At 56.9% G+C, this 26,545-nt stretch carries 26 protein-coding genes; 14 read left to right on the top strand and 12 right to left on the bottom strand.

Features of this window, described 5'->3' with window-relative positions; translation table 11 throughout:
* Positions 1 to 256 precede the first annotated feature (256 nt).
* Together GQF00_RS12515 and GQF00_RS12520 are read left to right on the top strand one after the other, a co-directional pair.
* Positions 257 to 1,558 (top strand): exo-alpha-sialidase, encoded by a 1,302-nt coding sequence (locus tag GQF00_RS12515; RefSeq protein WP_161319493.1) that lies wholly within the window; start codon positions 257 to 259, stop codon positions 1,556 to 1,558.
* Positions 1,548 to 2,180, top strand: a complete 633-nt coding sequence (locus tag GQF00_RS12520) for a hypothetical protein (RefSeq protein WP_202560491.1) — start codon at positions 1,548 to 1,550, stop codon at positions 2,178 to 2,180. The genes GQF00_RS12515 and GQF00_RS12520 overlap by 11 nt, the downstream gene beginning before the upstream one ends.
* Here the strand turns inward: GQF00_RS12520 and GQF00_RS12525 are convergent.
* Both GQF00_RS12525 and GQF00_RS16785 read right to left on the bottom strand, forming a co-directional pair.
* Positions 2,129 to 3,661, bottom strand: a complete 1,533-nt coding sequence (locus GQF00_RS12525) for a sodium:solute symporter (protein WP_161319494.1) — start codon at positions 3,659 to 3,661, stop codon at positions 2,129 to 2,131. The genes GQF00_RS12520 and GQF00_RS12525 overlap by 52 nt on opposite strands.
* Before the next feature lie 76 nt (positions 3,662 to 3,737).
* Positions 3,738 to 4,253, bottom strand: coding sequence for a cold shock domain-containing protein (locus GQF00_RS16785; protein ID WP_304503111.1), 516 nt, complete (start codon positions 4,251 to 4,253; stop codon positions 3,738 to 3,740).
* 267 nt (positions 4,254 to 4,520) lie between these two features.
* Between GQF00_RS16785 and GQF00_RS12535 the strand changes: the two genes are divergently transcribed.
* Positions 4,521 to 5,564, top strand: coding sequence for a GNAT family N-acetyltransferase (locus GQF00_RS12535; RefSeq protein WP_161319495.1), 1,044 nt, complete (start codon positions 4,521 to 4,523; stop codon positions 5,562 to 5,564).
* 208 nt (positions 5,565 to 5,772) lie between these two features.
* Here GQF00_RS12535 and GQF00_RS12540 read toward each other — a convergent pair whose 3' ends face one another.
* From GQF00_RS12540 to GQF00_RS12575, 8 genes are all read right to left on the bottom strand, one after another.
* Positions 5,773 to 6,138: a hypothetical protein gene (locus tag GQF00_RS12540; RefSeq protein ID WP_161319496.1), complete on the bottom strand. Its 366-nt coding sequence runs from the start codon at positions 6,136 to 6,138 to the stop codon at positions 5,773 to 5,775.
* Between the two features lie 195 nt (positions 6,139 to 6,333).
* Positions 6,334 to 8,235 (bottom strand): M48 family metallopeptidase, encoded by a 1,902-nt coding sequence (locus GQF00_RS12545; protein WP_161319497.1) that lies wholly within the window; start codon positions 8,233 to 8,235, stop codon positions 6,334 to 6,336.
* Between the two features lie 9 nt (positions 8,236 to 8,244).
* Complete coding sequence (locus tag GQF00_RS12550) at positions 8,245 to 8,832, bottom strand: LemA family protein (RefSeq protein ID WP_161319498.1); 588 nt, start codon at positions 8,830 to 8,832, stop codon at positions 8,245 to 8,247.
* Positions 8,833 to 9,091: 259 nt separating this feature from the next.
* Entirely contained in the window at positions 9,092 to 9,547 is a 456-nt protein-coding gene (locus GQF00_RS12555) for a DUF962 domain-containing protein (RefSeq protein WP_161319499.1), read from the bottom strand.
* A 217-nt stretch (positions 9,548 to 9,764) separates the two neighbouring features.
* Positions 9,765 to 10,676: a heme o synthase gene (gene cyoE / locus GQF00_RS12560; RefSeq protein WP_161319500.1), complete on the bottom strand. Its 912-nt coding sequence runs from the start codon at positions 10,674 to 10,676 to the stop codon at positions 9,765 to 9,767.
* Positions 10,673 to 11,731 carry a heme A synthase gene (locus GQF00_RS12565; protein ID WP_161319501.1) on the bottom strand — a complete coding sequence of 353 codons (1,059 nt, stop codon included), beginning with the start codon at positions 11,729 to 11,731 and terminating at the stop codon, positions 10,673 to 10,675. The genes cyoE and GQF00_RS12565 overlap by 4 nt, the downstream gene beginning before the upstream one ends.
* A 7-nt stretch (positions 11,732 to 11,738) precedes the next feature.
* Positions 11,739 to 12,353: a hypothetical protein gene (locus GQF00_RS12570; RefSeq protein WP_161319502.1), complete on the bottom strand. Its 615-nt coding sequence runs from the start codon at positions 12,351 to 12,353 to the stop codon at positions 11,739 to 11,741.
* A 47-nt stretch (positions 12,354 to 12,400) separates the two neighbouring features.
* A complete protein-coding gene (locus GQF00_RS12575) occupies positions 12,401 to 13,150 on the bottom strand; it encodes an SURF1 family protein (protein WP_161319503.1) in 750 nt (249 codons plus the stop codon).
* Between the two features lie 162 nt (positions 13,151 to 13,312).
* On the opposite strand from GQF00_RS12575, the gene GQF00_RS12580 reads away from it, so the two are divergent.
* Both GQF00_RS12580 and GQF00_RS12585 read left to right on the top strand, forming a co-directional pair.
* Positions 13,313 to 13,597 (top strand): twin transmembrane helix small protein, encoded by a 285-nt coding sequence (locus tag GQF00_RS12580; RefSeq protein ID WP_161319504.1) that lies wholly within the window; start codon positions 13,313 to 13,315, stop codon positions 13,595 to 13,597.
* Between the two features lie 87 nt (positions 13,598 to 13,684).
* A complete protein-coding gene (locus GQF00_RS12585) occupies positions 13,685 to 13,867 on the top strand; it encodes a hypothetical protein (protein WP_161319505.1) in 183 nt (60 codons plus the stop codon).
* 93 nt (positions 13,868 to 13,960) lie between these two features.
* Here the strand turns inward: GQF00_RS12585 and GQF00_RS12590 are convergent, their stop codons facing one another.
* Positions 13,961 to 14,296 (bottom strand): DUF1820 family protein, encoded by a 336-nt coding sequence (locus GQF00_RS12590; RefSeq protein WP_161319506.1) that lies wholly within the window; start codon positions 14,294 to 14,296, stop codon positions 13,961 to 13,963.
* A gap of 460 nt (positions 14,297 to 14,756) precedes the next feature.
* Here GQF00_RS12590 and coxB point away from each other — a divergent pair, with 460 nt between their 5' ends.
* The 9 genes from coxB (at position 14,757) to GQF00_RS12635 (ending at position 25,803) form a co-directional block, all read left to right on the top strand.
* Positions 14,757 to 15,965 (top strand): cytochrome c oxidase subunit II, encoded by a 1,209-nt coding sequence (gene coxB / locus GQF00_RS12595; RefSeq protein WP_161319507.1) that lies wholly within the window; start codon positions 14,757 to 14,759, stop codon positions 15,963 to 15,965.
* Positions 15,966 to 15,979: 14 nt separating this feature from the next.
* Positions 15,980 to 17,587 (top strand): cytochrome c oxidase subunit I, encoded by a 1,608-nt coding sequence (gene ctaD, locus GQF00_RS12600; RefSeq protein WP_161319508.1) that lies wholly within the window; start codon positions 15,980 to 15,982, stop codon positions 17,585 to 17,587.
* Positions 17,588 to 17,608: 21 nt separating this feature from the next.
* Positions 17,609 to 18,184 (top strand): cytochrome c oxidase assembly protein, encoded by a 576-nt coding sequence (locus GQF00_RS12605; protein ID WP_161319509.1) that lies wholly within the window; start codon positions 17,609 to 17,611, stop codon positions 18,182 to 18,184.
* Between the two features lie 28 nt (positions 18,185 to 18,212).
* Positions 18,213 to 19,091, top strand: coding sequence for a cytochrome c oxidase subunit 3 (locus GQF00_RS12610; protein WP_161319510.1), 879 nt, complete (start codon positions 18,213 to 18,215; stop codon positions 19,089 to 19,091).
* Positions 19,092 to 19,565: 474 nt separating this feature from the next.
* Positions 19,566 to 20,147, top strand: a complete 582-nt coding sequence (locus GQF00_RS12615; RefSeq protein WP_161319511.1) for a hypothetical protein — start codon at positions 19,566 to 19,568, stop codon at positions 20,145 to 20,147.
* Positions 20,148 to 20,218: 71 nt separating this feature from the next.
* Entirely contained in the window at positions 20,219 to 21,328 is a 1,110-nt protein-coding gene (locus GQF00_RS12620; protein ID WP_161319512.1) for an OmpP1/FadL family transporter, read from the top strand.
* 49 nt (positions 21,329 to 21,377) lie between these two features.
* The gene (locus GQF00_RS12625; RefSeq protein WP_161319513.1) at positions 21,378 to 23,324 is read left to right on the top strand and encodes a caspase family protein; all 1,947 of its coding nucleotides are present in this window, start codon (positions 21,378 to 21,380) and stop codon (positions 23,322 to 23,324) included.
* Positions 23,324 to 24,433, top strand: a complete 1,110-nt coding sequence (locus tag GQF00_RS12630; protein ID WP_161319514.1) for an LPP20 family lipoprotein — start codon at positions 23,324 to 23,326, stop codon at positions 24,431 to 24,433. Before GQF00_RS12625 ends, GQF00_RS12630 begins: the two co-directional genes overlap by 1 nt.
* Before the next feature lie 14 nt (positions 24,434 to 24,447).
* A complete protein-coding gene (locus tag GQF00_RS12635) occupies positions 24,448 to 25,803 on the top strand; it encodes a hypothetical protein (protein WP_161319515.1) in 1,356 nt (451 codons plus the stop codon).
* 79 nt (positions 25,804 to 25,882) lie between these two features.
* Here GQF00_RS12635 and GQF00_RS12640 read toward each other — a convergent pair whose 3' ends face one another.
* The gene (locus GQF00_RS12640) at positions 25,883 to 26,545 is read right to left on the bottom strand and encodes an alpha/beta hydrolase (protein ID WP_202560492.1); all 663 of its coding nucleotides are present in this window, start codon (positions 26,543 to 26,545) and stop codon (positions 25,883 to 25,885) included.

The following is a 26,545-nucleotide window of genomic DNA, read 5'->3' on the forward strand; positions in this document are numbered from 1 at the left end:
TTGTGATCACATTGCGGCAGATGCGTTTCCGGGTTCAGATGGTCGGCCCCGTTCCCGAGGGTTAACGGCAGGCAATTTTATGAATGCTGTAATAGGGTATGCAGCCAGTGCGAGAGAGTCGCTTTTGGCGAGAATGTACGAGAGCTCGGGCGAGTCCGCCCGGGATCTCTGCTGAAGCGGTGTCGCGCACTGGTGTAGCGTGCTGTTTCATGGACAATAGGCGACCCAATAAACACTCTGTTGTGTAGAAATCAAAATGAAGCGTTTTTTCCATTTGTTGGTGGGGGCTGGATTGGTGGCCGGGTATTTTGCCGCGTCACCGGCACATATCTGGGAGCCGGCTCCTGACTTTGCCGTGCCCGACACCCGGCCTGCCCCGGCGCATGATGGTTGGCAGCTCCGCTTCGCTTCGGATGCCGATACGCCGCTGGTACACGCGCCGGCCATGGTAGAGCTTCCCGATGGCCGTCTGCGTGCGTTCTGGTTTGCTGGCAGCCGCGAAGGCGCCCCGGATGTGAATATTCACAGCGCCGTGTTCGACCCGGCCCAGGCGGCCTGGAGCGACGAGGCCGTGGTGGTGACCCGTGAGCAGATCAGCCAGGGCTGGGGGCGCCATGTGCGCAAGCTTGGCAATGCGGTGCCGGTGCTGGATGACGATGGCCGCATGCGTCTGATCGTGGTGGCGGTCAGCTTTGGCGGCTGGGCAGCCAGTCGTCTGGTGGTACTGGAATCGTTTGATCAGGGAGCCAGCTGGACGTTCGACAAGCCCTTGGTCACGACGCCGTTTCTAAATGTCAGCACGCTGGTGAAAACGCCCCCGATTCGTTATTCCGATGGCTCCATCGGCTTGCCGGTGTATCACGAGATGATTGGCAAGTTTGGTGAGATTCTACGCCTGGACGAGGATAGTCATGTGCTTGGCAAGTCCCGTATTGGCCATGGTCGCAAGGCGATTCAGCCGCTGGTTCTGGTGGATTCTCCCCGGCAAGCGGTGGCTTTTCTGCGCAACGAGAATGAGCCGAATAACGGCTATCTCTACCAGTCTGCCAGCCGGGATGGTGGCTGGCAGTGGGATGCGTTGAGTTATTCCGGGCTTGAAAACCCCAGCGCAGCCCTGGGTGGCCTGGTCCTGGGCCAGGGCCACTGGCTGGTCGTGGCCAACTGCAACCGTGAAGAGCGGGATGATCTGTGTGTGCGCGAGACCCGCGATGCTGGTGAGAGCTGGCAGAGGCGCTGGGTGTTGCATGACCGGGAGCCATGGCGGGATGTGCGGCTTGATGAGGAGGATTTTGCATCGCTGATTCAGCAGGAAATGGCCGATGGCAAACTTCCGGAGAATCCGGACAAGCTGCTGGCGCGAGTGCAGGGTAACAAGTGTGATCAGCGCCATGGTTGCCGCTTCCAGTACGACTACCCCTACATGATTCGTACTGCCAATGGTGATCTGCATATTCTTTATACTTGGAACAAAAGCGCCATCCGCCATGCCTGGTTGAAAGCGGAGCCTGTTTCGCTACCGCAGACGTCTGCCGAGGGAGGCGCTGGCCATGACCTTTGATCTATTGATTGCTGCTCTGGTACTGGTGGCGGTGCAATTGCGAATTTCCGCTGCGCTGTTGTCCAGGCCTGCCCGTATTGTGCTGTCGCTGGTGGTGTTCCTGTGGGCGCTGTTGCCTTACCCGTGGGGGCCGGCGGCCTGGCTGCTGAGTTACTTGGCCAGCTTCAGCGTGGCGTCCGGTTTGCTGGCGGTGCTGGCGATAAAACACCGGATAACCGGTATTTACTGGTTGCCGGTGAATCAACTACGAGGCGCCTGCTTGCTGCTTGTCGTACTGGCACTGTGGTTTTACCCGGCCAGCATGGGCTCTACGTATCTGGATCCTTACGCGATGGGGTACGGGAATTTCAGTCTGAGCACTGGACTGTTGCTGGTGGGCCTGTTGGCCTGGGTGCTGCGTGCCTATGCATCGTGTCTGATACTGGTGGCGGCGCAGCTGGCGTTCCGGATGGATCTGCTGGCCAGCGACAACTTGTGGGATTACCTGCTGGATCCCTGGTTGGTGTGCTGGGCTGCAGGATGGCTGATCCGGGATCGGCTGCTGCGGTCCCGGAACGGTGAGGGGGGCGCTCAGTCAGCGGCCGCCGCTGATGATGCGGGCCACAATGATGCGGCGAAATAGCCCACCACAAACATCAGAAGATTGCCGATAAGGCCGGTGTAGTAGAGATCAAAGGGGGCGCTGAGCACATCCGGCAGCAGCCCCTTGTTGGTCAGCACTGTCCAGCCGGTGAACACCAGGGTGCAGCCAATCCCGCACCATGCTGCCCGCGCATCTCCCCGCTGGCTGAAGAAACCCAGCAAATACAGCCCCAGCATGCCGCCGCCCAGCAACGAGACAAGGATGGTGGACGTGTCCTGCAGGGTCTTGGTTTCTGCGTCGTTAAGCCATAATGCTCCGCCAATCATGAATACGGTTACTGCAACGGCGATGGCCCATGCCACCTGCAGATAATGGCGATCATCCCGTCCGGGGCGCAGGTGGCGCCGGTAGAGATCCACCACGCTGACGGTGGTCACCGAGTTGATGCTGGAATCCAGCGAACTCATGGCGGCGGCCAGAGCGGCGGCGATCACCAATCCGGCCACGCCGGCGGGGAGGTAGCCGGTTATAAAGTGTGGCATGAGCGTTTCGGCGCGCGCCTCGCCCTGCAAAATGGCACTGGCTTGCACGTCCGGGAAGACCTGAAAGAACACCCACAGTGCGGTCCCCAGGAACATGTAGAATGCCCAGATCGGCAGGGCGGTGAACAGATACACCCACAGGCCGCGGCGGGCCTCTTTGGTAGATTGGGAGGCGCAGTAGCGCTGCACCGTGTTCTGATTGCTGGAATATTCGGTGAGCCAGTTGGTCAGACCGATCAGCAACATCATGGTGGCGGTTTTCTCACTCAGGGAAAACGACCAGGACGTCTCACCGGGGCCACCGTCTTCCCAAGGCGCGAGAGCGAATTTACCGGCGTTACCGGCCATATCGAAAATCTGCCCCAGACCACCGGGAAGCGCCTCCAGAATCACCCACAGACACAGGATGCCGCCCAGAAGCAGGATCACGGTTTGCAGCACATCGGTCCAGATCACCGCATCGATGCCGCCGATCACGGTATAGAGCCCGACAAAAAGGCCGCCCAGAACAATGGCGGTAGTTGGCGTCACGCCGGTGACTTCCTGAATCAGCAGTGACAGCAGCCACAGGATCATGGCCAGTCGCACTAGTTGGGCTACCAGAAAGGCGATGGCGCCATAAACCCGAATGGAAGGGCCGTAGCGGAGCTCCAGAAACTCGTAGGCACTGGTCATGTTGCCGCGCCGGAAAAACGGCAGGAAAACAAACGCTGCCACCAGCATGGCCGGCAGCAGTGCAAGATTGGGGAGGTAGCGAATCCAGTCGGTCTTGAAGGCGTCCGCAGGGTAAGCCAGGAAGGTAATGGAGCTGATGGAGGTGCCCACCAGCGACAGACCGATCACCCAGCCACGAAAGCGGCGACCGCCGACGAAGTATTCTTCAGTGCTGGTATTTTTACGGGAAAAATAGACCCCGATACCTAGAACCACGCACAGGTAGCCAGCCAGAACGATCCAGTCTGCAATTGCCAGTTTCATTGTTGTTATTCCGGTTCAGGCAGCAGCGACACGCAACATGCCATGGGTGCAGCATGTCGCGTGTCGCGTGATGCGTTTACTGCTCGATGTAGACGTTATCGGCTTGCTCGCCACGGTCGGACATGCGGGTGTCGAAGCGCACCTTGGTACCGGTGCGCAGGCTGCGGCGCCCACCGTTCTGCACGGCCTTGAAGTGGACGAACAGTTCTTCGCCCTTGTCAGTGAGAATGAAGCCGAAGCCCTTGTTGGGGTTGAACCACTTCACTTCGCCACGTTGTTGGCCGTTGCTGCCTGGCAGCGGCAATGGCAGGTTGGCGGGTGCCAGTTTACCGAACGGAATCAGCGGCAGCAGATAGACAGCTGCGGGGAGCCACATCCACCACTGGTCGGCGAAAACCCGGCCGCCATGGCTGGCGACCAGACCGGCCAGGTAAAAGAATACGGCAACATGTAATGGCAGACGTGCTGAGCCATCACGCAGGCAGACCAGATTGACGGCCGCCGCCAGCAGCAGGCCCAGGCCGGTTTGCTGGCTGTGGACGTTGGAAAGCTGGATGGTAGCCAGGTTTTCGTGAATGGTGACAATGGCCATTTCCGGCGCGAATAACAGCCACGCGCCTGGGATGGCAAGCAAAAGTGCCGCAATAGCATAAAATGCGGTCAAAGGTTTAGAGACATTCATGGATTTGACGTTACCTTGTGAAGATTGAGAGTTAACTAAAGATATAGAGCCACCGGTATCAAGGTGGCATTGCCCGGTTTGCGCATTACGCATTAAAAGTGCCAAAAAAGCGCCTTGTACCACCGTGCAATGCGCGCATTGTACCCAAGCCGGTGCGGAAACTCATGTGGAGTGACATTGTCCGACTATCCCTTTCTTGATAAGGCCTATCTGGGTGCCCTGGAAAACAGTGGCGCGGTCACAGCAGAGCGTGGCTGGACCCCCTGTCACCTGGCGCTGGAGGACGCATGGTTGCCGCTTTATGCGCGTAGTCATTCCCGTGGCGAGTATGTCTTCGACTTCAGCTGGGCAGAGGCCTATCAGCGTCATGGTCTGGCCTACTACCCGAAACTGGTGACCGCCATTCCCTATACCCCGGTGACGGGACCGCGGTGGCGTGGTTCCCCGGATCCGGGGCAATTGTGGGATGCTGTACAGGCGCAGATGGTCGAGACGGGGGCCAGTGGATGGCATCTGTTGTTCCCGGATCAGCCCAGCCGCGAGGCGCTGGAGGAGCTGCCGCTGGTGGCTCGGCAGGCCTGTCATTTTCGCTGGCTGAACCGGGATTACCGCGATTTCGATGATTATCTGGCCCGTTTCCAGTCCCGCAAACGCAAGAATCTACGCAAGGAACGTCAGCGAGTGTGGGATCAGGCGGTGACGGTTCAGCGTATCCCCGGCCCGGCAGTGACGCTGGATCAGTGGCGAGTGTTCTATCAGTGCTACGCCAGTACCTATCTCAAGCGCGGCCAGTACCCCTATCTGGATGAGAGCTTTTTCCTGCAGCTGTCAAAAAAACTGGCGCCACAGATTCTGCTGGTGCTGGCATATCGCAAGGACAAGCCGGTTGCGGCAGCATTGTATTTTCAGGACTCGCAACAACTGTACGGACGTTACTGGGGGTGTCTGGAGGAAGTGGATGGTCTGCACTTCGAGCTGTGCTATTACCAGGGCATCGAGTATGCCATCGAGCGAGGATTACAGGTGTTTGATCCCGGGGTTCAGGGGGAGCACAAGATCCTGCGTGGTTTTGAACCCGTTATCACCTGGTCCCTGCATCATCTGCGTGAACCAGCTTTCCAAAATGCCATTGCGGATTTCTGCAAGGAAGAGGCGGAGCATGTGCAGCGCTATCGGGACGAGGCCATGACGTTGTTGCCGTTCAGGAAGGATGGGGGGTAAGGCGCTTGGACCGTGCTGCTGCAGGAGCATGGCTCAGCGGAGTAACGCACGCAGTGCATGCCCAAAGGGGGAGCGAAGTGAATAACCTGCCAGCAGCCCAGGGAAGGCAAGGGTTCCAGAATCGGGTGTCGAGTGACGATTTTTTGAAAGACAAAAACTAATTAGCCCCCATCTTCCGGGATTTCAGCTTTTCGAAACGCGTCCGGCGTTACGCGGCCACCTGCTCCTCACGGTGATAGAGGATGGACATGGTGATCAGGTCGCAGGGGTCGGACTTGGGATGCTCGGGAGACTTGGGGCCCAGGGCATGGGTAACGTCATCCATCTCGCTGGCGGCCGGTTCATTCAGATCTGCCAGGAACTCCCAGACGCGTCCATCGCGGTCCACCAGGGTGCCGGTATAGATGCCATCATCGAACAAGCCGACACTTGAAAATACGGTGTTGTCCAGGTCGAGCCCCTGTGCAAGTACCCATTGGGAGAGTGCGGGGTTCAGGTCACCATTACGAACCTGCCGGGTAAGATGATCCACCGCGGCCCAGGCATTTCGTGTGCTGGCTTTGTTGAGTTCCATATCCGCTTACCTTGTATCTGCTGCTGATCCCAGTATGTCTGTTTCCTGAACAACTATCCGGGGATGGACAGGCCAAAATGCCCGAGCTGACCTGAGTGATTTTTACTTGTACACAAGTGCCAGCATATAGCCATATTCTGAAATCAGTGTAAGCGATTGGCTATTCGTGAAGCAGATTCATGCAATAAATTGCGACTAACGGCGGTCAAAAAGAGGTGGAAGGGGGCACTCCAGCAGGCTGGAAAGTGCGCGAAGCAGTTCGCGTTCTGCGGTTTTCAGTGTGCCATCAGCCATGGCCAGGTCCACGGCACAATCGATGATCGGACCTTTCAACAGCGGGGACAGGTCTGCAAGCCGATCCACGGCGCTGAACAGTTTGGCGCTGCTGCAATGACTCAGGGGAAGAAGGCTGCGCGCTGCCGGGAGCAGGCTGCCCGCGTGCTGACGGAATAGCGCTTCAGCCTGGGCCTCGCTTGCACCACCCGCCCATACCAGTACAGAAAACAGTTGTTGCAGCTCCTGGGCAACGGCTCCAAGCCGATGGAAACGGGTATGTCGGTTGCGGCCGGCATTGTCGTCAAGCTGTTGCCGGGCCAGCGCCAGCAGGGTCCATTCAAACAGGCTGAAATGCTGGTCGGCGTTGCACAGCCTTTCCAGATCCGCCAGCAGCTTGCGGCGACTGTCGCGGGGCTGGCTCTTCAGGCTCGGCAAGGCCATGTCGATCAGGGGAAGGCGTGTTTCAGGCCCGAGCTCGCGCACCGCACGGGTCAGTGACTGGAACGCTTGAGAGTCGGCAAGCTTGCAGCGGGCAAGCAGCATGGTGCTGTCTGCACGGCTGCCGGCCAGTACCAGTGCAAACAGGACTTGCCGGGCCCCCTCCGGGGTATGGGCTTGAGAGCGAATGGAGCCCGGCAGGGCGGACAGTAGTTGCTGTGCATATGCCATGTCTCCCTGCTGAACGGTTCCCACCTGTTGAGAGGGGGCCGCTGAAGCGGAGTTGTTGCCTCTCCCGGCGGCGAAGCCGGCTGCGCCTTCCGGGGGCGCTACGCTGGATGCGCTGGCAGGGGATGACGAATCCTGTTGTCTGGCACGCGCCCTGGCGCGGGCAACCCATTCCGGCCCAAGGGCGGCAAGCCGCTCGTCCAGAGAAGGGTGGGTGGCCAGCCATTGCTTGAGCTTCATGGGGATAGAGGGCGCAAAGCACATGTGGCTCATATCTTCCGCGTGGGACGACGCCAGGTGGGACCCGCCATCATTTCGGATATGGATCAACGCACCCGCCAGTCCGGCCGGGTTGCGGGTGAACTGCACGGCGGAAGCATCGGCGAGCAGCTCACGCTGACGACTGATGGCAGCCTTGATCAGGCGGCCAAAGAACAGCCCCACGTAGCCGATCACCACGAGTGCCAGCCCCAGTGCCGGCAAACCATTGTTCTTGCTGCGGGAAGAATACGCGCGCCGTGAGCGACTTCCGCTGCGCAACAGGATTTCGCCGATTTTTCCCACCGCCAGAATGCCGGCGAGTACGGCGACCATGCGCAGATTGATGCGGATATCCGAATTGAGGATGTGGCTGAATTCATGGCCGATGACCGCCTGCAATTCGTCCCGGGAAAAGCGATCCAGGCTACCACGGGTCACGGCAATAACGGCTTCGGAAGGGCGGAAGCCTGCGGCGAACGCGTTGATGGTGTTTTCCTGATCCATGACATACACCTGCGGCACAGCAATGCCGGAGGCGATGCTCATTTCTTCCACTACGTTCAGAAGTTGTCGTTCGGCTTGATCGGTGGTGGAGGCATTGATCAGGCGCCCCCCCAGCATTTCCGCCAGAGCGCTGCCCCCCTTGCGCAGTTGCCAGGTTTTCAATAGGCAGCCGCCCACAATGACGGCAAAGGTACCCAGCGCGGTCCAGTAAATGACGGGGTTGAACAGAAGCGTGCCGTTTTGCGGATAAAGCTGGATGTTGGCCATCCCGAGCAATAACACCACGGCGGTGGTGACACAGACCACCACCGCGATGACCGCCAAACAAAAATAGAGAACCAGCAAGCCGGTGCGCTGTTTGGCTTTCTGCTGCTGCTGGAAAAAGTCCATGGGTCAGCCCTAAAAGCTGACTTTGGAGGCCTGCCGTGCGGCTTCGTTTTCGATTTTCAGCAGCTGGGCTTCCTTGAAACTGCCAAACAGACCACCAATGAAATTCTGCGGGAACTGTTCGCGGTAGGTGTTGTAGTTCATGACCGCATCATTAAAGGCCTGACGGGCAAAGCCGATCCGGTTTTCGGTGCTGGTCAGCTCTTCCATCAGCTGGGACATGGTTTCGTTGGCTTTCAGATCCGGGTAGTTCTCGCTGAGGGCAAAGAAATTTGCCAGCGAGCCGGAGAGCAGGGATTCGGCCTTGCCCAGTTTCGCCATTGCAGCGCCATCGTCCGGATGGGCGGCGGCGGCTTTCTGGGCGCTCACTGCCTGGTTTCGCGCCTCGATCACCTGGGTCAGGGTTTCCTTCTCGTGGCTCATGTACGCCTTGGCAGTTTCCACCAGATTGGGAATCAGGTCGTGGCGGCGCTGCAACTGCACATCGATCTGGGCAAAGCCGTTCTTGAAGCGGTTTTTCAACGCGATCAAGCGGTTATAGATGGCGATGATGTAAACAATGATGGCGACGATAACGCCCAAAAAGATCAGCATGCCCATGGTGGGTAATCCTTCCCCAAGCGAAAAAAGTTGTGGTTATAACCTACTGCAAAAGTGCTAGCGGGGGAAGGCGGTTCGGAGAAGTTACTGTAGGAGCACCTCTCGAGGTGCGAACCTGAGCTTGGGCGAAGGAATGGCAATAATGCCAGCTCCAATGCGTTATCAAATAAAACTGTCGGCACAGGCTTGGAATTCATCCTCGCTGTCGCTCGGTTCGCACCTCGAGAGGTGCTCCTGCCGCGGCCCTGGAGAAATGCAGTCAGTATTTTATGCCCCACTTGCGATACAGGAACCCCATGATCCAGGCGGGGCCGATCATCAGATATTGGATGTCTTCGAAGAAGGAGGGTTTCTTGCCTTCAACCTTGTGCCCCCAGAATTGACCAATCCAGGCCAGCACGAATACCACCAGAGAGAATAGCCAGATGGTCACGCCGGCGCTTTCCAGTAATGACAGCGCCAGCAGACACAACAGGCTGAATGCAAGCATGCCTGCGGCAATGGGCGGAGACAGGCGAGCGTAGTAGAGCGTGACCCCTATCAGTGCCAGGCAGGCCCAGAAGCCGGTAAATAGCGGTGCGGGTATGGCCCACAGGAAGCCGACAATGGTAAAGAAAATCACCGGCACACAGACAAAGTGCACCTTCTTGTTGGTGGGGTTCTGGTGGCTTTCGCCGTAGGCGTTCAGCCAGTCATCCATGCTGCGGGTTGCCATGGTTGCCTCCCGATTATTGTTCGGTTCTGACAGTATAACGCGATGTGATGGGCTTAAAGCGAGTGCAAGCAATGGAAAACGGTGAGGAATGGCAGTGTGGCTGCCTGCAGTCAAAGAGGCCGCGTCCATGGTCGGGGCGCGGCCTCTGGCGTTTGAGAACCTTTAATTCTGGCTCGCGCCAGTTATTAATTATTCATTCTCAATTATTAATTAATGGTTACGCCCCCAGCCAGATCGCCACGTCGGTGGGCTTGATCGCCAGGTAATGATCCACCAGCAAAGCGGTGAACAGGGCGAACAGGTAGGTGATCGAATAGCCAAAGGTTTTCATGGGCAGCTTCGGGTCATCGGAGAAGCGCAGTCGCACCGCATGGTAGAGGAACACCAGACCGAGGATCAGGGCGGCCAGCAGGTAAATCAGGTCACTCATGCCCGTGAGGTAGGGCAGCAGGGTGCAGATGAACAGCAGGATGGTGTAGTACAGCACCGATTCACGGGTGAACGGAATGCCGTGGGTCACCGGCAGCATGGGAATGTCTGCCTTGGCGTATTCGTCCTTGCGGTGAATGGCCAGGGCCCAGAAGTGCGGCGGAGTCCATACGAAGATGATCAGTACCAGCAGCCAGGCATAAGGATGCACGTCACCGGTGACGGCAGCCCAGCCCAGTAGCGGCGGGATGGCACCGGCAATCCCTCCAATCACGATGTTCTGTGGGGTGGCCCGTTTCAGGTACAGGGTATAAACGAAGGCGTAGCCCACAAAACCGAACAGGGTCAGCCAGGCGGTAAGTGGGTTGACCATGAAATACAGCATCACCATGGATGCGCCGGCCAGCAGCACCGCGAAAGTAATGGCGGCTTTGGGGCTGAGCTTGCCGGCCACCAGCGGGCGCTTTTCGGTGCGCTTCATGATCGCATCGATTTTCTGGTCCATGATCTGGTTGATGGCGGCAGAGGACATCATCGCCAGGGTCAGCCCGATGAAGGACGGGATGAAGATATCCAGCGGCACCATGCCCGGCGGATCGGTGGCCAGAAACATGCCGGCCACTGCGGTGACCATCAACAGCATGACCACACCAGGTTTGGTCAGAGCCAGATAATCGCGCCAGGTAGCGTTTTCAGTCATGACGGGTCTCCTTGCTGGCGCGGGCTGAGAATGCCGCATTTCACATTGATGGCACGAATGAACAGCACCAGGGTAGCGAGCAGGATCACCGCCACGAAGTTGTGGGCCACCGCAACATCCAGGGGCACTGCGAAGACCACATTGCTGATGCCCAGCGCCAGTTGCAGGGCCAGCAAGCCGAGAAGGACAAAGGCAAAATTACGGAAGAAGGTGCTGCGGGCCCGAATCAGGATTTTGGCCACAAGTGCCAGCAACAAAATGGTGACGACAAGGGCGCCGAAGCGGTGCATCACATGGATAGTGGTGCGGGCGTCGTTATCCAGCACACCGTATTCGTAGTCTTCCTTGTCATGCTCATGGCCCCAGAAAATAAAGGCCTCATCGAAGTCTAGCCGTTCCTGCCAGCCCTCTTCGCAAACCGGCAGTTCAGTGCAGGCCACGGCAGCGTAGTTGCTGGCGGTCCAGCCGCCCAGGGCAATTTGCAGGATCACAGCAAGCAGCGCGAGCGAGGCGATGGGCTTGAGCATTCGCACATCGCAGTCGTTCAGGAAACTGGGCCAGCGGAACACACGGGCGGTGAGCAATACCAGCAGGGTAAAGGTGGTAAAGCCGCCCAGCAGATGCAGCATCACGATGGTGGGTTGCAGTCCCATGGTCACCGTCCACATGCCGAGGATGCCCTGGAAAATGACCAGTGCGACCAGGAATAGCGGCAGCTTGAGTGGCTGTTTCTCGCGTTTGCGATTCACGAAGGACAGCGCGGCAATAATGATGATGACCAGCCCCAGAGTGGATGCAAAGTAGCGGTGCACCATCTCCGGCACAGTCTTGTGGGCTTCGCGCAGGCTGCCAGGCTCAGTCTGATTGGTGGTGTTGACGTGGTCGATGGCCTTGCGGACATCCAGATGACCATAGCAACCGGGCCAGTCCGGACAACCCAGGCCAGCATCAGACAGCCGGGTCCAGGCGCCGAGGGTGATGACGCCGGCGGCCAGGATGACAGCAAAAATACAGAAACCGCGCAGCCAGCGCTGCGACACAGTAGGAGTAGACATAAGTCAGTTAACCGATCAGTGACCCTTTCAGGGTGCGTTTGAGGTCTACGCGGATGTTCTCCGCTTCTTCCAGTGTGGCTTCCATGTTTTCATGCGTGGGATAACGCATGAAGATCTGGCCGTCCGGGCTGACCAGAAAAATATCGCCAATGGGCTGGCTGGCGTTGGGCGCATAAGCCGGAGCCAGCGCCTGCTCTACCGCTTTTGGAGAGGCCTGGATGGAAATCATGCCTTCCACATTATCGTTCAGGAACTCACTGAGGCTTGCCGCTGCCGGGGCGGTGTGCAGTATCACGCGGCGCACCCGGTCGATGTCCTCGCCGAGTGTCAGGCGAACCTGGCGAACCTGGTAGTAGAGGCCGTTCTTGCAGCGCGTGTCACACTCGCTGTCAGCAATATAAAGAATGGACCACATTCCCTTGGTGTCGTCCGCGCCGAAAGGATGGCCTTCTGTGTCACTGGCTTTCAGGGACGCTACGTCGATATGCGGGATCAGCAACTGCCCCTTGTTCTGCCGCGGCAGTTCCCAGGGGTTGATCAGGAATCGGCCCGCCAGGGCAAACAGCACAAAGGGGCTGATGATAGCGACCAGGGTAAGGATGTTTTTGGTCTTTGGTGACATATCAGTGTCTGTTCTCCGTGGTGGCCCCGGATAATGAGGCGCACACCTTATTGTGGCTTGCCAGTAAGGCGGCGCTTCTGTGCGCGGGTGCCTGCAAACAGGAAAATCACCAGCGCCGCAATGGCCAGTCCCAGCCATTGCAGGGCGTAGGCCTTGTGTTGCTCGGGTGCCATGACAGTGATGTCCTGCCAGTGCCTGGGCAGCGGGTCGAGTCCACCCAGCGACAGTTCCGGGGTGACCCGGATTTCAAAGGGCGCCAATTCTACCCCAAGTTTTTCGCTGATGGCGTGAAAATCCACTTTTTGTACCCGCAATGGCCATTGATTGTCTGGCAATTGCTCGTCCTTGAGGACAAATGCTTCTCCGGGGGACTGGTAGACGGTGCCCTCGACTTGCACCCGGCCTTCGATGACGGGAATGTCCGGCAGGATATCCCGGCGGTTGCCACGGGGCAGCCAGCCCCTATTGATCAGCACCCATTGGCCTTCGTCGGTTTGCATTGGTGTGAGCAGGTGATAGCCCGCAATCCGGTTGAGGGTGCGGTTATCCAGAAGGATCGAGTGAGCGTTATCCATTACCCCGAAAACCCGGGCACGGCGGTGTTGGGGGCTGTCGTTGGCGAGCAGAGAGGCCAGATTGGCCGGGGGCAGCTCTGCTTTCTGTTGTTGGCTCTCCAGCCAGACGCGCTTTTCCTCTGCACGCTCCAGCTGCCACCAGCTCAGGCGCAGACAGGTGCCCACAACCACAAAAAGGGCAATGACAGCCAAGTAGGCCTTGACGCGAGTGCGCGATGACATAGTGAAAATCTCTGCCGGTCGGGCATGGTGCCAACCGCCTTTTGTGTGCAGGGCGGTGGCGGATGATTACAATGGCGGCACATTCTACATAGGACAACCCGATGCGGCCATGCACAGTGGACATGTGGCGCTCAGATTGTCGACACAGGAGTCAGGCTATATATGTGGTGGGTAAAACTGATTGTCATCGTGCTGCTTCTGGCGGCCGTGTTTTCACTGGGGCGGGCGCTGATGGCGCTGGTAAAAGGGGAGCAGGGCGAGGGGAAGTCCAAAACCATGCGGGCGCTGGCCTGGCGGGTAGGTTTCTCGGCGGCGGTCTTCCTGTTTATTCTGCTCAGCATGATGATGGGCTGGATTACCCCCCATGACGTGAATCCCAACCTGCTGCATGGTCAGCCTATCCAGCAAACATCGTCTGCGGATTCCACGGGGCCTGCTGGCGAGTAAAACTCTGGTAAAAAGCGCTTGGCTGCAAGAACCCGGCGGCGATTCCTGCCTCTAACTTGCCATGTTTCATGGTCTCAGGAGGCAGTGATGGTCACAGATTGGTTGTTTCAGCGTTTCATATTGCTGGTATTTGTGGGACTGGTCGCGCGGGCGGAAAGGCTGACACAGGCGACGATGGCGGTCCGGCAGAGTGGTGGTGGTGCGCTGTTGCCTGAAAAATGTACGAAGTTTTTGCGCAAACGGGAACTTTCCGGCGTCAGGCCTGACTAATTCCCTGCAAGCAACGTTTTCTCCTCAAAATATCAGGCAACCCCTCGGGGCGTTCGATGGCATCGACGCCCTGTTTTTTTGTCTGCAGGTGTCTCAGCGGCTTCCCGGCTCCCTGGGCGCTGGCGGGAAACTCAGGGTGGCAATATTGGGTCCTTTGGCCTCCGAAACCCTGACGGGGCCTTCCTTTTTGACTTCATCAATACGAATAATGGCGTGCAGCGGAATATAGGAGCGGATCACGTCAGTAAATTCGGTCTTCAGCTTTTCCTCTGCGGGATCCACCACCACGCCAGAGCGCTCGCCAAACCGGAATTCTTCCACCTCGATAAAGCCGTAAAGGTCACTTTGATATATCTGGCCGGCATAAACTTCATAGGTTTTGCCATTATTAAGGAATATCACACGGTAAATCTGGCGATCTTCGGGCATCGGAGCATCCGGTGGCGTGCAGATAAAAGGAGAGTCCGGAGAGGATGAGGAATAAATCCCTGTCGGCTCAAGGGTTGCTGAGTGCGCAGGGAATTATACAGAGACTCCCTGACAAAATGTAACGCTGCATCTGCCTGAAAAGCTTGATAAACCCTACCGTTTGGCTGGACTTTACCCATGCGAATGACTAGAGTTGGCGCCCATAAATGCAATAGGGCATTTTGCCGCACCTTGATCAATCCGGTGAGTCGTCAGCTGTCGGGAACTAGCTGGTTGATTTCATTGGTATTGCGCCTGTGCGACGGCAGTACATGACCACCCCCTTGGTCACTGCGGTCCACAGTTTGGTGTAGCAGATTCCCGTCGCATCAATCCTGAAACTTCGCTTTCCAGGTGCCGGTTACGGCAAAGAACAAGCGCGCCCATTAGAGGTGTGCTGGGGAAAACAGGGAGCAAACGCATGCAGTCAACTCTGTTCCACCGCGCGGCAGCGGGTCTGACGTCACTGATGATCAGTGGCATGACCTTCGCCAGCGACTGGACCGAACGTTCCAATCTTGACCTGCGACCCGGTGTTACCGAGGTCAGCCAGGAGATTCAAGACCTTCATACTACCGTTCTCTGGATCGTGACCGTTATCGGTCTGCTGGTGTTCGGCCTGATCGTGATTTCCATGATCCGCCACCGCCGCTCCAAGAACCCGAATCCGGCTACTTTCCATGAAAATGTATTCCTGGAAGTGCTTTGGACGGTGATTCCCTTTGTCATCCTGATCGCCATGGCCGTGCCCGCTACCCGCGTGCTGGTTCAGCTGGATGACACGGCAGAATCAGAGTTGACCGTGAAGGTGACCGGCTACCGCTGGAAGTGGAGCTACGAGTACCTCACCTATGAAGACGACAACGATATTGGTGTGTCCTTCTTCTCCAATATGACCACACCGCCTGAGCAGTACAACAACCCGGTATTGTCCGGTGGTCTGTTCCCCTACGGTACGGCGAAGGAGCTGGTCGGTAAGGAAGCTCCCGAGAAAAACCATGACTACCAGTTGAGCGTGGACAACAAGCTGATTATTCCTTCAGGTCAGAAGGTACGCTTCCTGGTGACCTCTGACGACGTGATTCACTCTTTCTGGGTGCCTGATTTTGGTGGCAAGAAAGATGCAATTCCCGGCTTCGTCAATGAGACCTGGGCGCTTGTTCCTGAAGGAAAGGAAGGCACCTACTACGGTCAGTGTGCTGAGCTCTGTGGTAAAAACCACGCCTTCATGCCCATCGCGGTAGAAGTGGTTACCCAGGATGATTTCAAAGTCTGGATTGCTGAAGAAAAAGAGAAGGCGGCTTCCGGTCCTGACCTGACCCCGTTCTCCGGTCTTGATCAGGCCATGGAAGAAGGTCAGCAGGTTTATGCTACCGCTTGTGCTCTGTGTCACGGTGCCAACGGGGAAGGTGGCATTGGTCTGCCGTTTGCTGGCTCTGATTTCGCGACCAAAAGCGAGCACCTGAACGAACATATCGATGTGCTGGTCAATGGCCGTGCTGCCATGCCTGCATTCAAGGCTCAGCTGACTCCGCGCCAGATTGCGGCGGTGATCACCTACGAGCGTAACGCTTTCGGCAACGACACCGGCGATCTGATCCAGCCCGCCGATGTTAACGACCACGAATAAGGGAGGGGATAGCAATGTCTACTGCAGCTGCAACCCATGATGATCACCATGATCATCACCACGCCCCGACCGGCCTGAAACGCTGGCTGTTCAGCACCAACCACAAAGATATTGGTACTCTGTACCTGTGGTTCAGCTTTGCCATGTTCCTGGTTGGCGGTTTCATGGCCATGGTAATTCGTGCCGAGCTCCTCGAGCCCGGCATGCAGTTCGTGGATCCGGAGTTCTTCAACCAGATGACCACCGTGCACGGTCTGGTCATGGTGTTTGGTGCGGTCATGCCCGCCACGGTTGGCCTGGCCAACTGGATGATTCCGCTGATGATTGGTGCGCCGGATATGGCGCTGCCGCGGATGAACAACTGGTCCTTCTGGATCCTGCCGTTCGCCTTTGGCATCCTGATCTTCGCCGTGCTGATGAGCGCCTTTGGCGCCGGTAACCCCAGCGCGCCGAACTTCGGCTGGACTTTCTACGCGCCGTTGTCTACCAAGTATGGCCCAGCGTCCACCGACCTCTTCATCCTGTCCGTTCACATGATGGGTATCTCCTCCATCATGGGCGCGATCAACGTGGTAGTTACTGTTTTCAACATGCGTGCCCCAGGCATGACCATGATGAAGATGCCGCTGTTCGTATGGACCTGGCTGATCACTGCCTTCCTGCTGATTGCCGTTATCCCGGTACTGGCGGGTGTAGTGACCATGATGCTGACGGATCGTCACTTCGGCACCAGCTTCTTCGATGCCGCTGGCGGTGGTGACCCGGTACTGTTCCAGCATGTGTTCTGGTTCTTCGGGCACCCTGAGGTGTACATCATGATCCTGCCGAGCTTCGGCATCGTGTCAGCGATCATCCCGGCCTTTGCTCGCAAGCCGCTGTTCGGTTACGCCTCCATGGTGTACGCCACCGCGTCCATTGCGTTGCTGTCCTTCGTGGTATGGGCTCACCACATGTTCACCGTGGGCATGCCGCTGGCCGGTACCCTGTTCTTCATGTACATGACCATGCTGATCTCCGTGCCTACCGGCGTGAAGGTGTTCAACTGGGTGGCGACCATGTGGCGCGGCTCCATGACGTTCGAGCTGCCCATGAAGTGGGCGATCGCCTTTGTGGTGCTGTTCACCTGTGGTGGCCTGTCTGGTCTGATGCTGGCGATCACTCCGGTAGACTTCCAGTACCATGACACCTACTTCGTGGTGGCTCACTTCCACTATGTACTTGTAACTGGCGCCATCTTCTCCATCTTTGCGGCGGCTTACTACTGGTTGCCCAAGTGGTCCGGCGTGATGCCGAGCAAGCTGCTGGGCGAGCTGCACTTCTGGAACTCCCTGATTTCTGCAAACCTGCTGTTCTTCCCCATGCACTTTGTGGGTCTGGCCGGCATGCCGCGCCGTTACGCTGATTACGCTCTGCAGTTTGCGGATTACAATTTCTGGATTTCCATTGGTGGCTTCTGGTTCGGTCTTTCCCAGGTGATCTTCCTCGTGGTGGCGGTACGTTGCGCCATGAAGAAAGGTGAGCCGGCCCCGGCGAAGCCCTGGGAAGGTGCAGAAGGTCTGGAATGGGAAGTGCCGTCTCCGGCGCCGTTCCACACTTTTGACACCCCGCCGGTGATCAAATAACTGACGCGAGATGAGGGCACTATGAGCGATAATCAGCTCAGCGTGGAAGAACGCAACAAGCGTACGCTGACCAAGCTGGTGATCTGGGCAGTTGGCATGTTTGCCTTTGCCTTCCTCATGGTGCCTTTTTACAACGTGATCTGTGATATCACTGGATTGAACGGCAAGACATCGAGTACGGCTGCCACCGATGCACCTGCAGAAGTGGTGGAAGACCGTACCGTGACCGTGGAATTCATTACCCAGAAAGGGGATGGTATCAGTGGTGAGTTCACCTCTGAGACCAAACGGGTAAAAGTGCATCCTGGTGAAATCACCCTGGTGCATTTTTATGCCAGTAACCCCACGGATTCGGACATGGTGACCCAGAGCATCCCGTCGGTTAGCCCGGGGGAGGCGGCGCGCTACCTGCACAAGACCCAGTGCTTCTGCTTCGATCAGCAGACGCTGGCAGCAGGTGAACGCAAGGACATGCCGATGATCTTCTATCTGGATCCGGAAATTCCACGTCACATCAACCAATTCACTCTGTCATATACGATCTTCGATGTGACAGAGCGGGTCGCCGGTAAAAATAACAGCGTGGCTGCTAACTGATAACAGCCGGTTGTAGAGGAGAATTTTAATGGCTACTGACAAGTATTACGTACCGGAAAGCAGCCCCTGGCCGCTGACCGCGTCTATCGGTCTGTGCATGACCGCCGTGGGCGGCGCACACTTCATCCAGCAAAGCACCATGGCCGACATGGAGCCGAGCTTCACGGGTAAGCCCCTGTTTTTCCTGGGTCTGGCCTGGTTGCTGGTGGTTGTCGCCCTATGGTGGCGTGACACCATCAAGGAATCCGTGACGGGCCTGCACAGCAACCAGCTGGGCGGTTCCTACCGTCAGGGTATGCTGTGGTTCATCTTTTCCGAGGTGATGTTCTTTGCGGCCTTCTTCGGTGCCATGTTCTATACCCGCTGGCTGATCATCCCGTGGCTGGGTGGTGAAGGCTCCAATGCCATGACCCACGAACTGCTGTGGCCGAACTTCCAGCCCATGTGGCCGCTGACCGAAACTCCGGGGGGTACCACCACTACCCCGATGGGCGCCTGGGGTCTGCCGGCGATCAACACCGCCATCCTGCTGGTGTCTTCCATTACCCTGACCATTGCTCACCATGCTCTGCTGGAAGGCAAGCGCGGCACACTGATCCTGTTCCAGGCGGCTACCGTTGCGCTGGGTATGATCTTCCTGGGCCTGCAGGCACTGGAATATGTACACGCCTATGACATGGGCCTGACGCTGGATGCCGGTATCTACGGTAGCCTGTTCTTCCTGCTCACCGGCTTCCACGGTGCCCACGTGACCATCGGTACCATCTTCCTGCTGATTACCCTGATCCGTGTGATCAAGGGACACTTCAGCGAAGATAACTGCTTCGCCTGGGAAGCGGGTGCCTGGTACTGGCACTTTGTGGACGTGGTATGGCTGTTCCTGTTTGTCACGGTGTACTGGCTGTAAGAAACGCCACAGACACCACGCGACAGGCAAGAAGCAAAAAGCCGCGCCCCAAAAGGGCGCGGCTTTTTTTATGGAACGCTGAGTGTCGGGTGCATGATGCTAATCGTCCGCTCATGTGGGGATGCTGGACGTGTGATGCATCCATTACCGGATGATGGCTTTTCTTATCAAATTCACGATGAATTGCCGGGTCTGTCTTAGCCTCAAGATCCGCGGCGTTTGCGAGTGATCCAGGCAAAAGCCGCGCAAGCGCATTGCAAATGGATGCCTTGGCAAAGTGTAACCCTCACCCAAAAAGGGGGGCGAAGCGGTTTTCGCAACCTGGAACGCGTTCTTCGCGCCAAGCCTTGTCTCACCGATCACTCGTCAACGATCGGGTTTTAACCCTGCGCTGTTCAAAACTCAAGATATGTCCCTCTCACTGAAATGAGAGCACCGGCGATCCTCGCCGGCCCCATTTAAGCTGGAGGGATCATGAAATCTCTATTTAGTGTTTCTGCGGTGGCTTGCGCAATCCTGCTGGCCGGTTGTGCCAACAAGGACGTGAATGATGCGGCAGTGCCGGATGATGTGAAGCTGCCTGGCTGGGTGCTGAATCCGCCCAATCAGGATCAGTTCGTCGGCACCGATTGCATGGCGTTTAACGGCAACATGAATATCACCAAGCAGGCGTCATCGGCCAATGCGCGGCTGGAACTGGCTAACCAGATCACTGTGGCGGTGGATGGACTCGCGGAAACCATGGCTAACCGAACTGGCGTTGGCAACGGTGAAGCCGCAGAAGGTTCTGATTTTACCTCTGTATCCGAGCAATTGACCCAGCAAAGCCTGAATGGTGCGGTGCTGGATGCAGTGGAGTTCGGGAAGATCGAAGGAAAGACCCAGCTCTGCACCATGTGGGTATTGAATGGTGAGCGTTCCAAAGCCCTCTTCAAGAATCTGGTAAAAGCCAGTGGTGCCAGTCTCAACGCTCAGGATGAAGACGTTCAGTACCAGAAATTCCTTTCATCCCAGGCCCGTGAGCGTCTGGATGCAGCGCGTAACCGCGATAACTAACTGTTTCGAATGGCCGCTTCCTCAGGGGGCGGCTGGTTCTATCCTTTTACTTGAGAATAGGTTGGGGACTCATGTACAAGAAAATCATTGCCACTTCTTCCTTGCTGCTTGCGACACAACACGTTGCCGCCCTTGAAGAGTTCTACACCGCGCCTGGTGCCCGTGCCATGGCGATGGGAGGGGCATTTACCGCCGTAGCGTCAGACAGCAGCACCATCTGGTACAACCCGGCGGGTCTGGGGTTTCTGCCCAGTAATGCCATGGATATTACTGCCGACTACGGTAGCGTCATCGTGGGTGAGAAAGCCCCGTCGTTTAACGCTGATGGCGTGTACGAACCCTACAAGACGGATAATGAACTCAAATATCTGGGACTGAGCGGCAAGGGTTTCGGTATCGCTTATTTTCGGCCCTATGACTTCAACACCTTGGCGTCTACGGATGGAGGCCAGAATGTGAGGGTGCGCACCGAATACAAGGAACTGAAATTCGGTTTTGGTTTTGACATGAATGAGAATGTCGCCCTTGGCGGTACCCTTGACATGGTCATGCAGGATACCGATTCGAACTGTAATAGCTGTGAAGAATCTGATGGTGAAACTGCCATGGGCTTCACCCTGGGTGCACTGGGCAAGTGGACGCTGGATGAAGAGAGTCACACGGTATTCCAGGCGGGCGCAACCTACCGTTCAGACACTGATGTGGATGTGGTTCTGGGTGATCTGGAAGACCTGCCTAACCGACCGGAAGTATTGAGTCTCGGTGTTGCCCTGAAGCGTCCCTTCACTTTGGGCGGCTGGTCTCTGCATGCAACCGGTACCGTGCAACGTGACGAAATCTCCTACGGCAAAGTGTTGTATCTGGGCCAGAGTGGCAGCCAGCCTATTGCGGTGGACCACGCGCGAACCGCTTACGGTGTGGAAATGCAGTTCATTACTCCCGCCAACCACAATTTTTTTGTCCGGCTGGGCTCTTATGAATCCGAGGCTGATGGTGGTGGCAGCGCCTTCAAGCCTTACTCAGAGGGCGTTGAAGCAACGACCGTGGGCATTGGTGTAATGCTGGAAAACTGGGTTGTCGACTATGCCATTGAGAACCGGACTATCCTGAAATCTGACTTTTCTAATGTCGACGATCAGGATGAAAGGTTGTTCAGCTTCTCGATTTCCCGAGTACTTTGATGGGGGTGGCCATCTTGCGAGGTGGTCGCATTTGCTTCTGGGGAGAATCATGATCAGATCGTTTTTGCTTGTTGCCGGGCTGATGCTAAGCGCCATGTCCTTCGCGGATGACAACAAAGCGCTGGATTATTATCAGCAGGGGTATCGTGCTGAGTCACGGGGCAGTACCGATGAGGCCATTGATCTGTACCGCAAGGCCCTTGCCGAACGCTCCCGGGACGGACAGATAACCATTCCCGGCAAAGTGAGTTACGAGTGGTATGAAACGCCCCGGGGCATGGCGCGTCGTAAAGTAGAAAGCGGAGGTCGTACAGAGCCGTACTATCCCGAGCAGAGAATGAATGAACTACTGGCCCGGATTGAGCGTGAACGCCGCGAGTTGCAGAACGATGAGCAACGGCGCCAGAAGTTCATGAACCCGCCGCAGTTGTTGTTAACCGCTGAGTTACTGGATGCCAGTAACGACAAAGCGGTGGATGGTGGTGAAAGTGGCAAGTTGTTGGTGACAGTGCAGAACAGCGGAAAGACACGGGCTGATCAGGTCGTGCTCAAGCTGGACTCCAGCAGCTATGCCCTGCAACACGATGCTACGGTTACTATCGGCAGCATCGAACCGGGTAAAAGCCTGGTGCGGGCGATTCCCTATCAAGCCCGAAAAACCCTGCGTGATGGCTCCTTGACGCTGACAATTGCTGCCAGGGAGAAGGATGGGTTCGACTCACGTGAGCTCTCTTTGCAAGCAGTGGCTCGCGCCTTCCAGCCCGCGAAACTGCAAATCGCCAGACAGGAAATTCGCCGTGGTGAGGGCAGCCTTCTGCTGGTCAGCTATGACATTGTCAACCTGGGGAAAGGTGTTGCAAGAGATGTGACCGTGGCGATGACAACAGACGAACGGGTCATTCTTCGCAACGAGTCCGATTTGAAAAAAAGAATCGGAACGCTGGCCCCCAATGAAATGCGCACCGTGGAAGTGGGCCTTTATACCAGCCTGCGCAGTGGCGATGGCCTGAAGCTGGCGCTGGAAGTGACTGAGGAAGGTAACGCCGGAGGTTTGCGTCAACGTCTGGCGTTGAACGTGCCTGATGCTGCTTCTGGCGAGATAGGTATGGGGGCAGTGGCCTATACCCCTGTCACCGCTCCGGTGGCTATTGATAATGTCGGTCTGAATATTCCTTCAAGTGCCGTCCAGGAAGATATGGCCGTCGGAATCATCATTGGCAACAGCAATTACGCGAACCTGGATCCGGTTCGCTACGCAAACCAGGATGCCCGTACGGTATCTGATTACGTGGTCAAGGCGATGGGTTATTCCCGGGATAATGTGCGCCTGGAGCGTGATCTCTCTTCCCGGGAGTTTCGTCGGTTGTTTGGCACTCGTGAGCGTGGCTTCAAGGATGGTGTGTTGTATCGTCGTGTGGAGTTGAATGCTCGCCGTCGCGAAAATCCGCCAGTATTTGTGTATTACTCGGGCCATGGCGCGCCATCGCTGGAAGAGGATGGCAAGGCTTACCTGGTGCCCGTGGATACCTCTCTGCGTGATCTCGCCTATGAAGGTTATGCACTGGATGATTTTTACGCCAGCATCGCAGCCCTGCCCAGCAATAACGTCACAGTGGTGATTGATTCCTGCTTTTCGGGCAGCACCAATGATGGGTTGCTGCAGAAAGATATCAGCCCGGCGCTGTTAAAAACGGCAGATACCATTACACCGATAGACATGGGGAATGCCTCAGTCTTTACCAGCACCTCCCCAAGGCAGGTTAGCTACTGGTATAACGAAGCGCGGCACAGCCTGTTCACCTACTATTTCCTCAAGGGCCTGCGAGGTAGCGCGGATGACGATAGTGATCAGCGTATTACCAGCGGGGAACTGCACGAATATCTCAGCTGGAATGTGGCCAACTATATTCTCGAAGCCAACAAACCCAGCGACCAGACCCCTCAGTTGGTGGGTGACAATCGTCGGGTGATGGCTGTTTACAAGGGAGCGCCCTGATGTCGTCTTGTAACTGGTTGAGAGCTGGCCTGGTGATGGCGCTATTGCTGGTCAATCAGTCCGCGCTGGCCTGGTTTGGGAAAGAAAAGGATGACGACAAGGTCTATGCGTCATCCTGCGCCGACAGCCTTGCTGGTGTGGATGGCAGCGTCGTTGTGCGCGGCTATGGTCAAGGTGCCAGCTTCCAGCAGGCCAAGGCTGAAGCCCTGAAGGATATCTCCGAGCGCATCAGCGTCCAGGTGACAGGAAAAAGTGTCTCCACCTCACAGCTTAACAACGGTGAAAGCAGCAGCTCGTTCCAGTCATCGGCCCGGATTGATACTCGACTTCGTATCCAGCAGGCGGTGCAGGTGTGTTCGGACAATGGTGACCCTTCCGGTGATTGGCATGTGGTGTTTGAATTTGATACCCGCAGCGCAGTGCAGCAGCTGGCTGCGACATTGAACAAATCGTTGGCAGGCAATCGTGTCCGGCTGGAAGGCAATCCCTATCTGCTGGGTTCGCAACTGATCAATGAGCTTCGTGCCGGTTTGCATGTTGGCCATGGGCAGAACGCACAGCCGTTATCGTTATCACTGAAACGCCAGCATGGGGGCTGGTACCTGGTTGCCGGGGATCAGCAGGTGCGGCTGAGTGATGACGATATCTTCCAGAGTATGCATTTTGCCGGATCATCCGAATTGATCCTGTCGTTGATCAAAACGGCAGACACTGGCCAACAGCTTGATCAATTGTTGGTGGGAGACCAGTTTTCCCTGCGTGTGGATAGCACTCTCGAAGGTTTCCTTTCGATTTTTAACGTCTATGCGGATGGACGCGTCTCTGTGCTGGCTGCCAATCAGCCCATTGATGAAGGGGGTTTGAAAATACTGCCTGGCGGGAGCATGACTTATGAAGCAGGACTGCTTGAAAGTGGCAAGACGGCCAGAGATTTCTACCTGGCGATTGTGACTGATGAGCGGATCCAGTCCGCCACCCTGCATCATCTGCGTGAGAGCCATGGCATGGTGGAAGGGGAGTCCAGCTATCAACTTCACCGGCTGTTTGATCTGCTTCATGACTCGCATCCCAGCGTGAGTTCCCTGGTGATTACAACTTTGCCGCTTTGACAATGGATTGCATCATGCTGTCAAGAACATTGCTTTGCCTGAGTCTTGCACTGGTAACGGCTGCTCATGCCGATGATTTTTCACAATGGAAAGCGGCCCATGAACAGAACTTTCAGGCCCACTTGAGCAGCCAGCAGAAACAGTTCAGGAAAATGCTTGAAGATGACTGGGCTGCGTTCATGGGGCGGCCGGGTGAAGTGCGCGATCCGGTGCCAAAGCCGGTGCAGCCACCGGTACTGATCAAGGAGGATGAACCCGAGCGGCAACCGGCTCCTCTGCCACCGAAGCCTCAGCCTGCTGGTCCGGTCGAACCGCCAGCCGATGACAGCGTACTGTTTATTGGTCACAGCCTGGTTCCACCCCCATGGTCGGTGTCCCTGTCGGGCAATTATCACTCTAAAGCTGCCCTGGTAGCAGCATACACGGCGCTGGCGGGCAGTGATTATCAGGCAACGCTGGATTGGGTCGAGAAGAATAGAAAAGCTATGTCGTTGGGTGACTGGGGGCTTTGGCAACTGATCCGCAAGGTCACGCAGGCGCAGGCGGAGCGCCCGGGTGATGCGATGCTTATGCAGTGGTTCCTGCTGGTGGAAATGGGGCGTGCCGTGCGCCTGGGGTATGCTGATCAGCAGGTGGTATTGCTGACTCAGGTACAGCAGAAACTTTATGGCCGCAGTTACTACACGCTGCAGGGGAAAAAATATTACGACCTGGCGGATACGATTGATGGTGGTGTGTCACTGAATATACACGGTGAGCAAGGTGAAGCACGCGCCTTCGATCTGGCTTTTCACCAGCATCCGGTCACGAAACCGGATTACGGCCACCGCGAAATCCGTCACGGGGATGACCGATTGTCCTTTGAATTCGACCGGGAGCTGGCGCGTTATTACGGCGATTATCCGATCATGGATCTGACGTACTATTTCGCCGCGCCGTTCAGTGATTCAGTGCTGACCTCCCTGCAAACGTCCTGGACAAGACTGGAGGGTCGCTATGCGACCGATCTGGATAAGGTGAATGCGCTGATGCAATTGATTCAATTCGGGGTGGCCTACGACACCGATCAGATGCAGTTTGGCCGGGAGCATTATCAATTGCCGGAAGAGCTGTTGTTCAATCCGGCAGCAGACTGTGAAGACCGGGCAGTTTTCTTTACCAAGGCTGTACGGACATTGTTAAAGATGGATGCGGTGGGGCTGTTGTATCCGGGGCATGTGGCGGCCGCCGTTGCCCTGCCCGGTGCAGGCAGTCGCCTGACATTTGCCGGGCGCTCCTACCTGGTTGCTGACCCAACCTATATCGGCTCTCGGGCCGGTGATGCCATGCCGAAATACAACAACATGACTCCTGAAGTGATCAGCTTCTAGAACAGAAGGGTGGCCGAACGCTTGTCTTCTGTTCCGCTGATTCATTGTCGAGGAACATATCGTTGATTTCGTTGCGGCGTCAGTTGTCAGGCGCTAGTCGTTCGCGCAGCCACTCTCCGATATCCCTGATCTGTTCCAGGCATACCATGTGCTCCATGGGATAGCTGCGATAATCGGGGTTCAGTCCCATTGCCTGCAGGCTGGCAACAGCCCGTTGGCCCAGCTGTTCCGGAACCACCGGATCCATGGTGCCGTGGTTGACCATGACGGGAAGCTGGGCGTTGGCATCGCTGAGCGTCACAGGCATGGCCATATAGGTGGAAAGCGTCAGCAGGCCGGCCAGGGGTTTGCGGTGGCGCAGGGCGCACTGGTAGGCCACAGCGCCACCCTGGGAAAAACCGGCGACGATGATCTTTTCGCTGGGAATGCCACGCTCCAGCTCCCGCTCAATCAGGCTGTCCACCGCATCGGCGGAAGCCAGTACCCCGGTTTCATCCACCTTGCGGTCGATATCCATGGCGAGGATGTCGTACCAGGCGGGCATTACCATGCCGCCGTTGACGGTCACCGGGATGTTGGGGGCATGAGGAAAGATAAAGCGCACCGACAGATCGTCAGGCAACTGCAGTTCAGGAACAATGGGTTCGAAATCATGGCCGCTAGCCCCCAGGCCGTGGAGCCAGATGACACTGGCCTGGGCTGGCTGTTTCGGCTCGATCTCGATGCATTCCAGCAGGGTCAT

The organism is Alcanivorax sp. DP30, assembly GCF_009882945.1.
Classification (GTDB): Bacteria; Pseudomonadota; Gammaproteobacteria; order Pseudomonadales; family Alcanivoracaceae; genus Alcanivorax.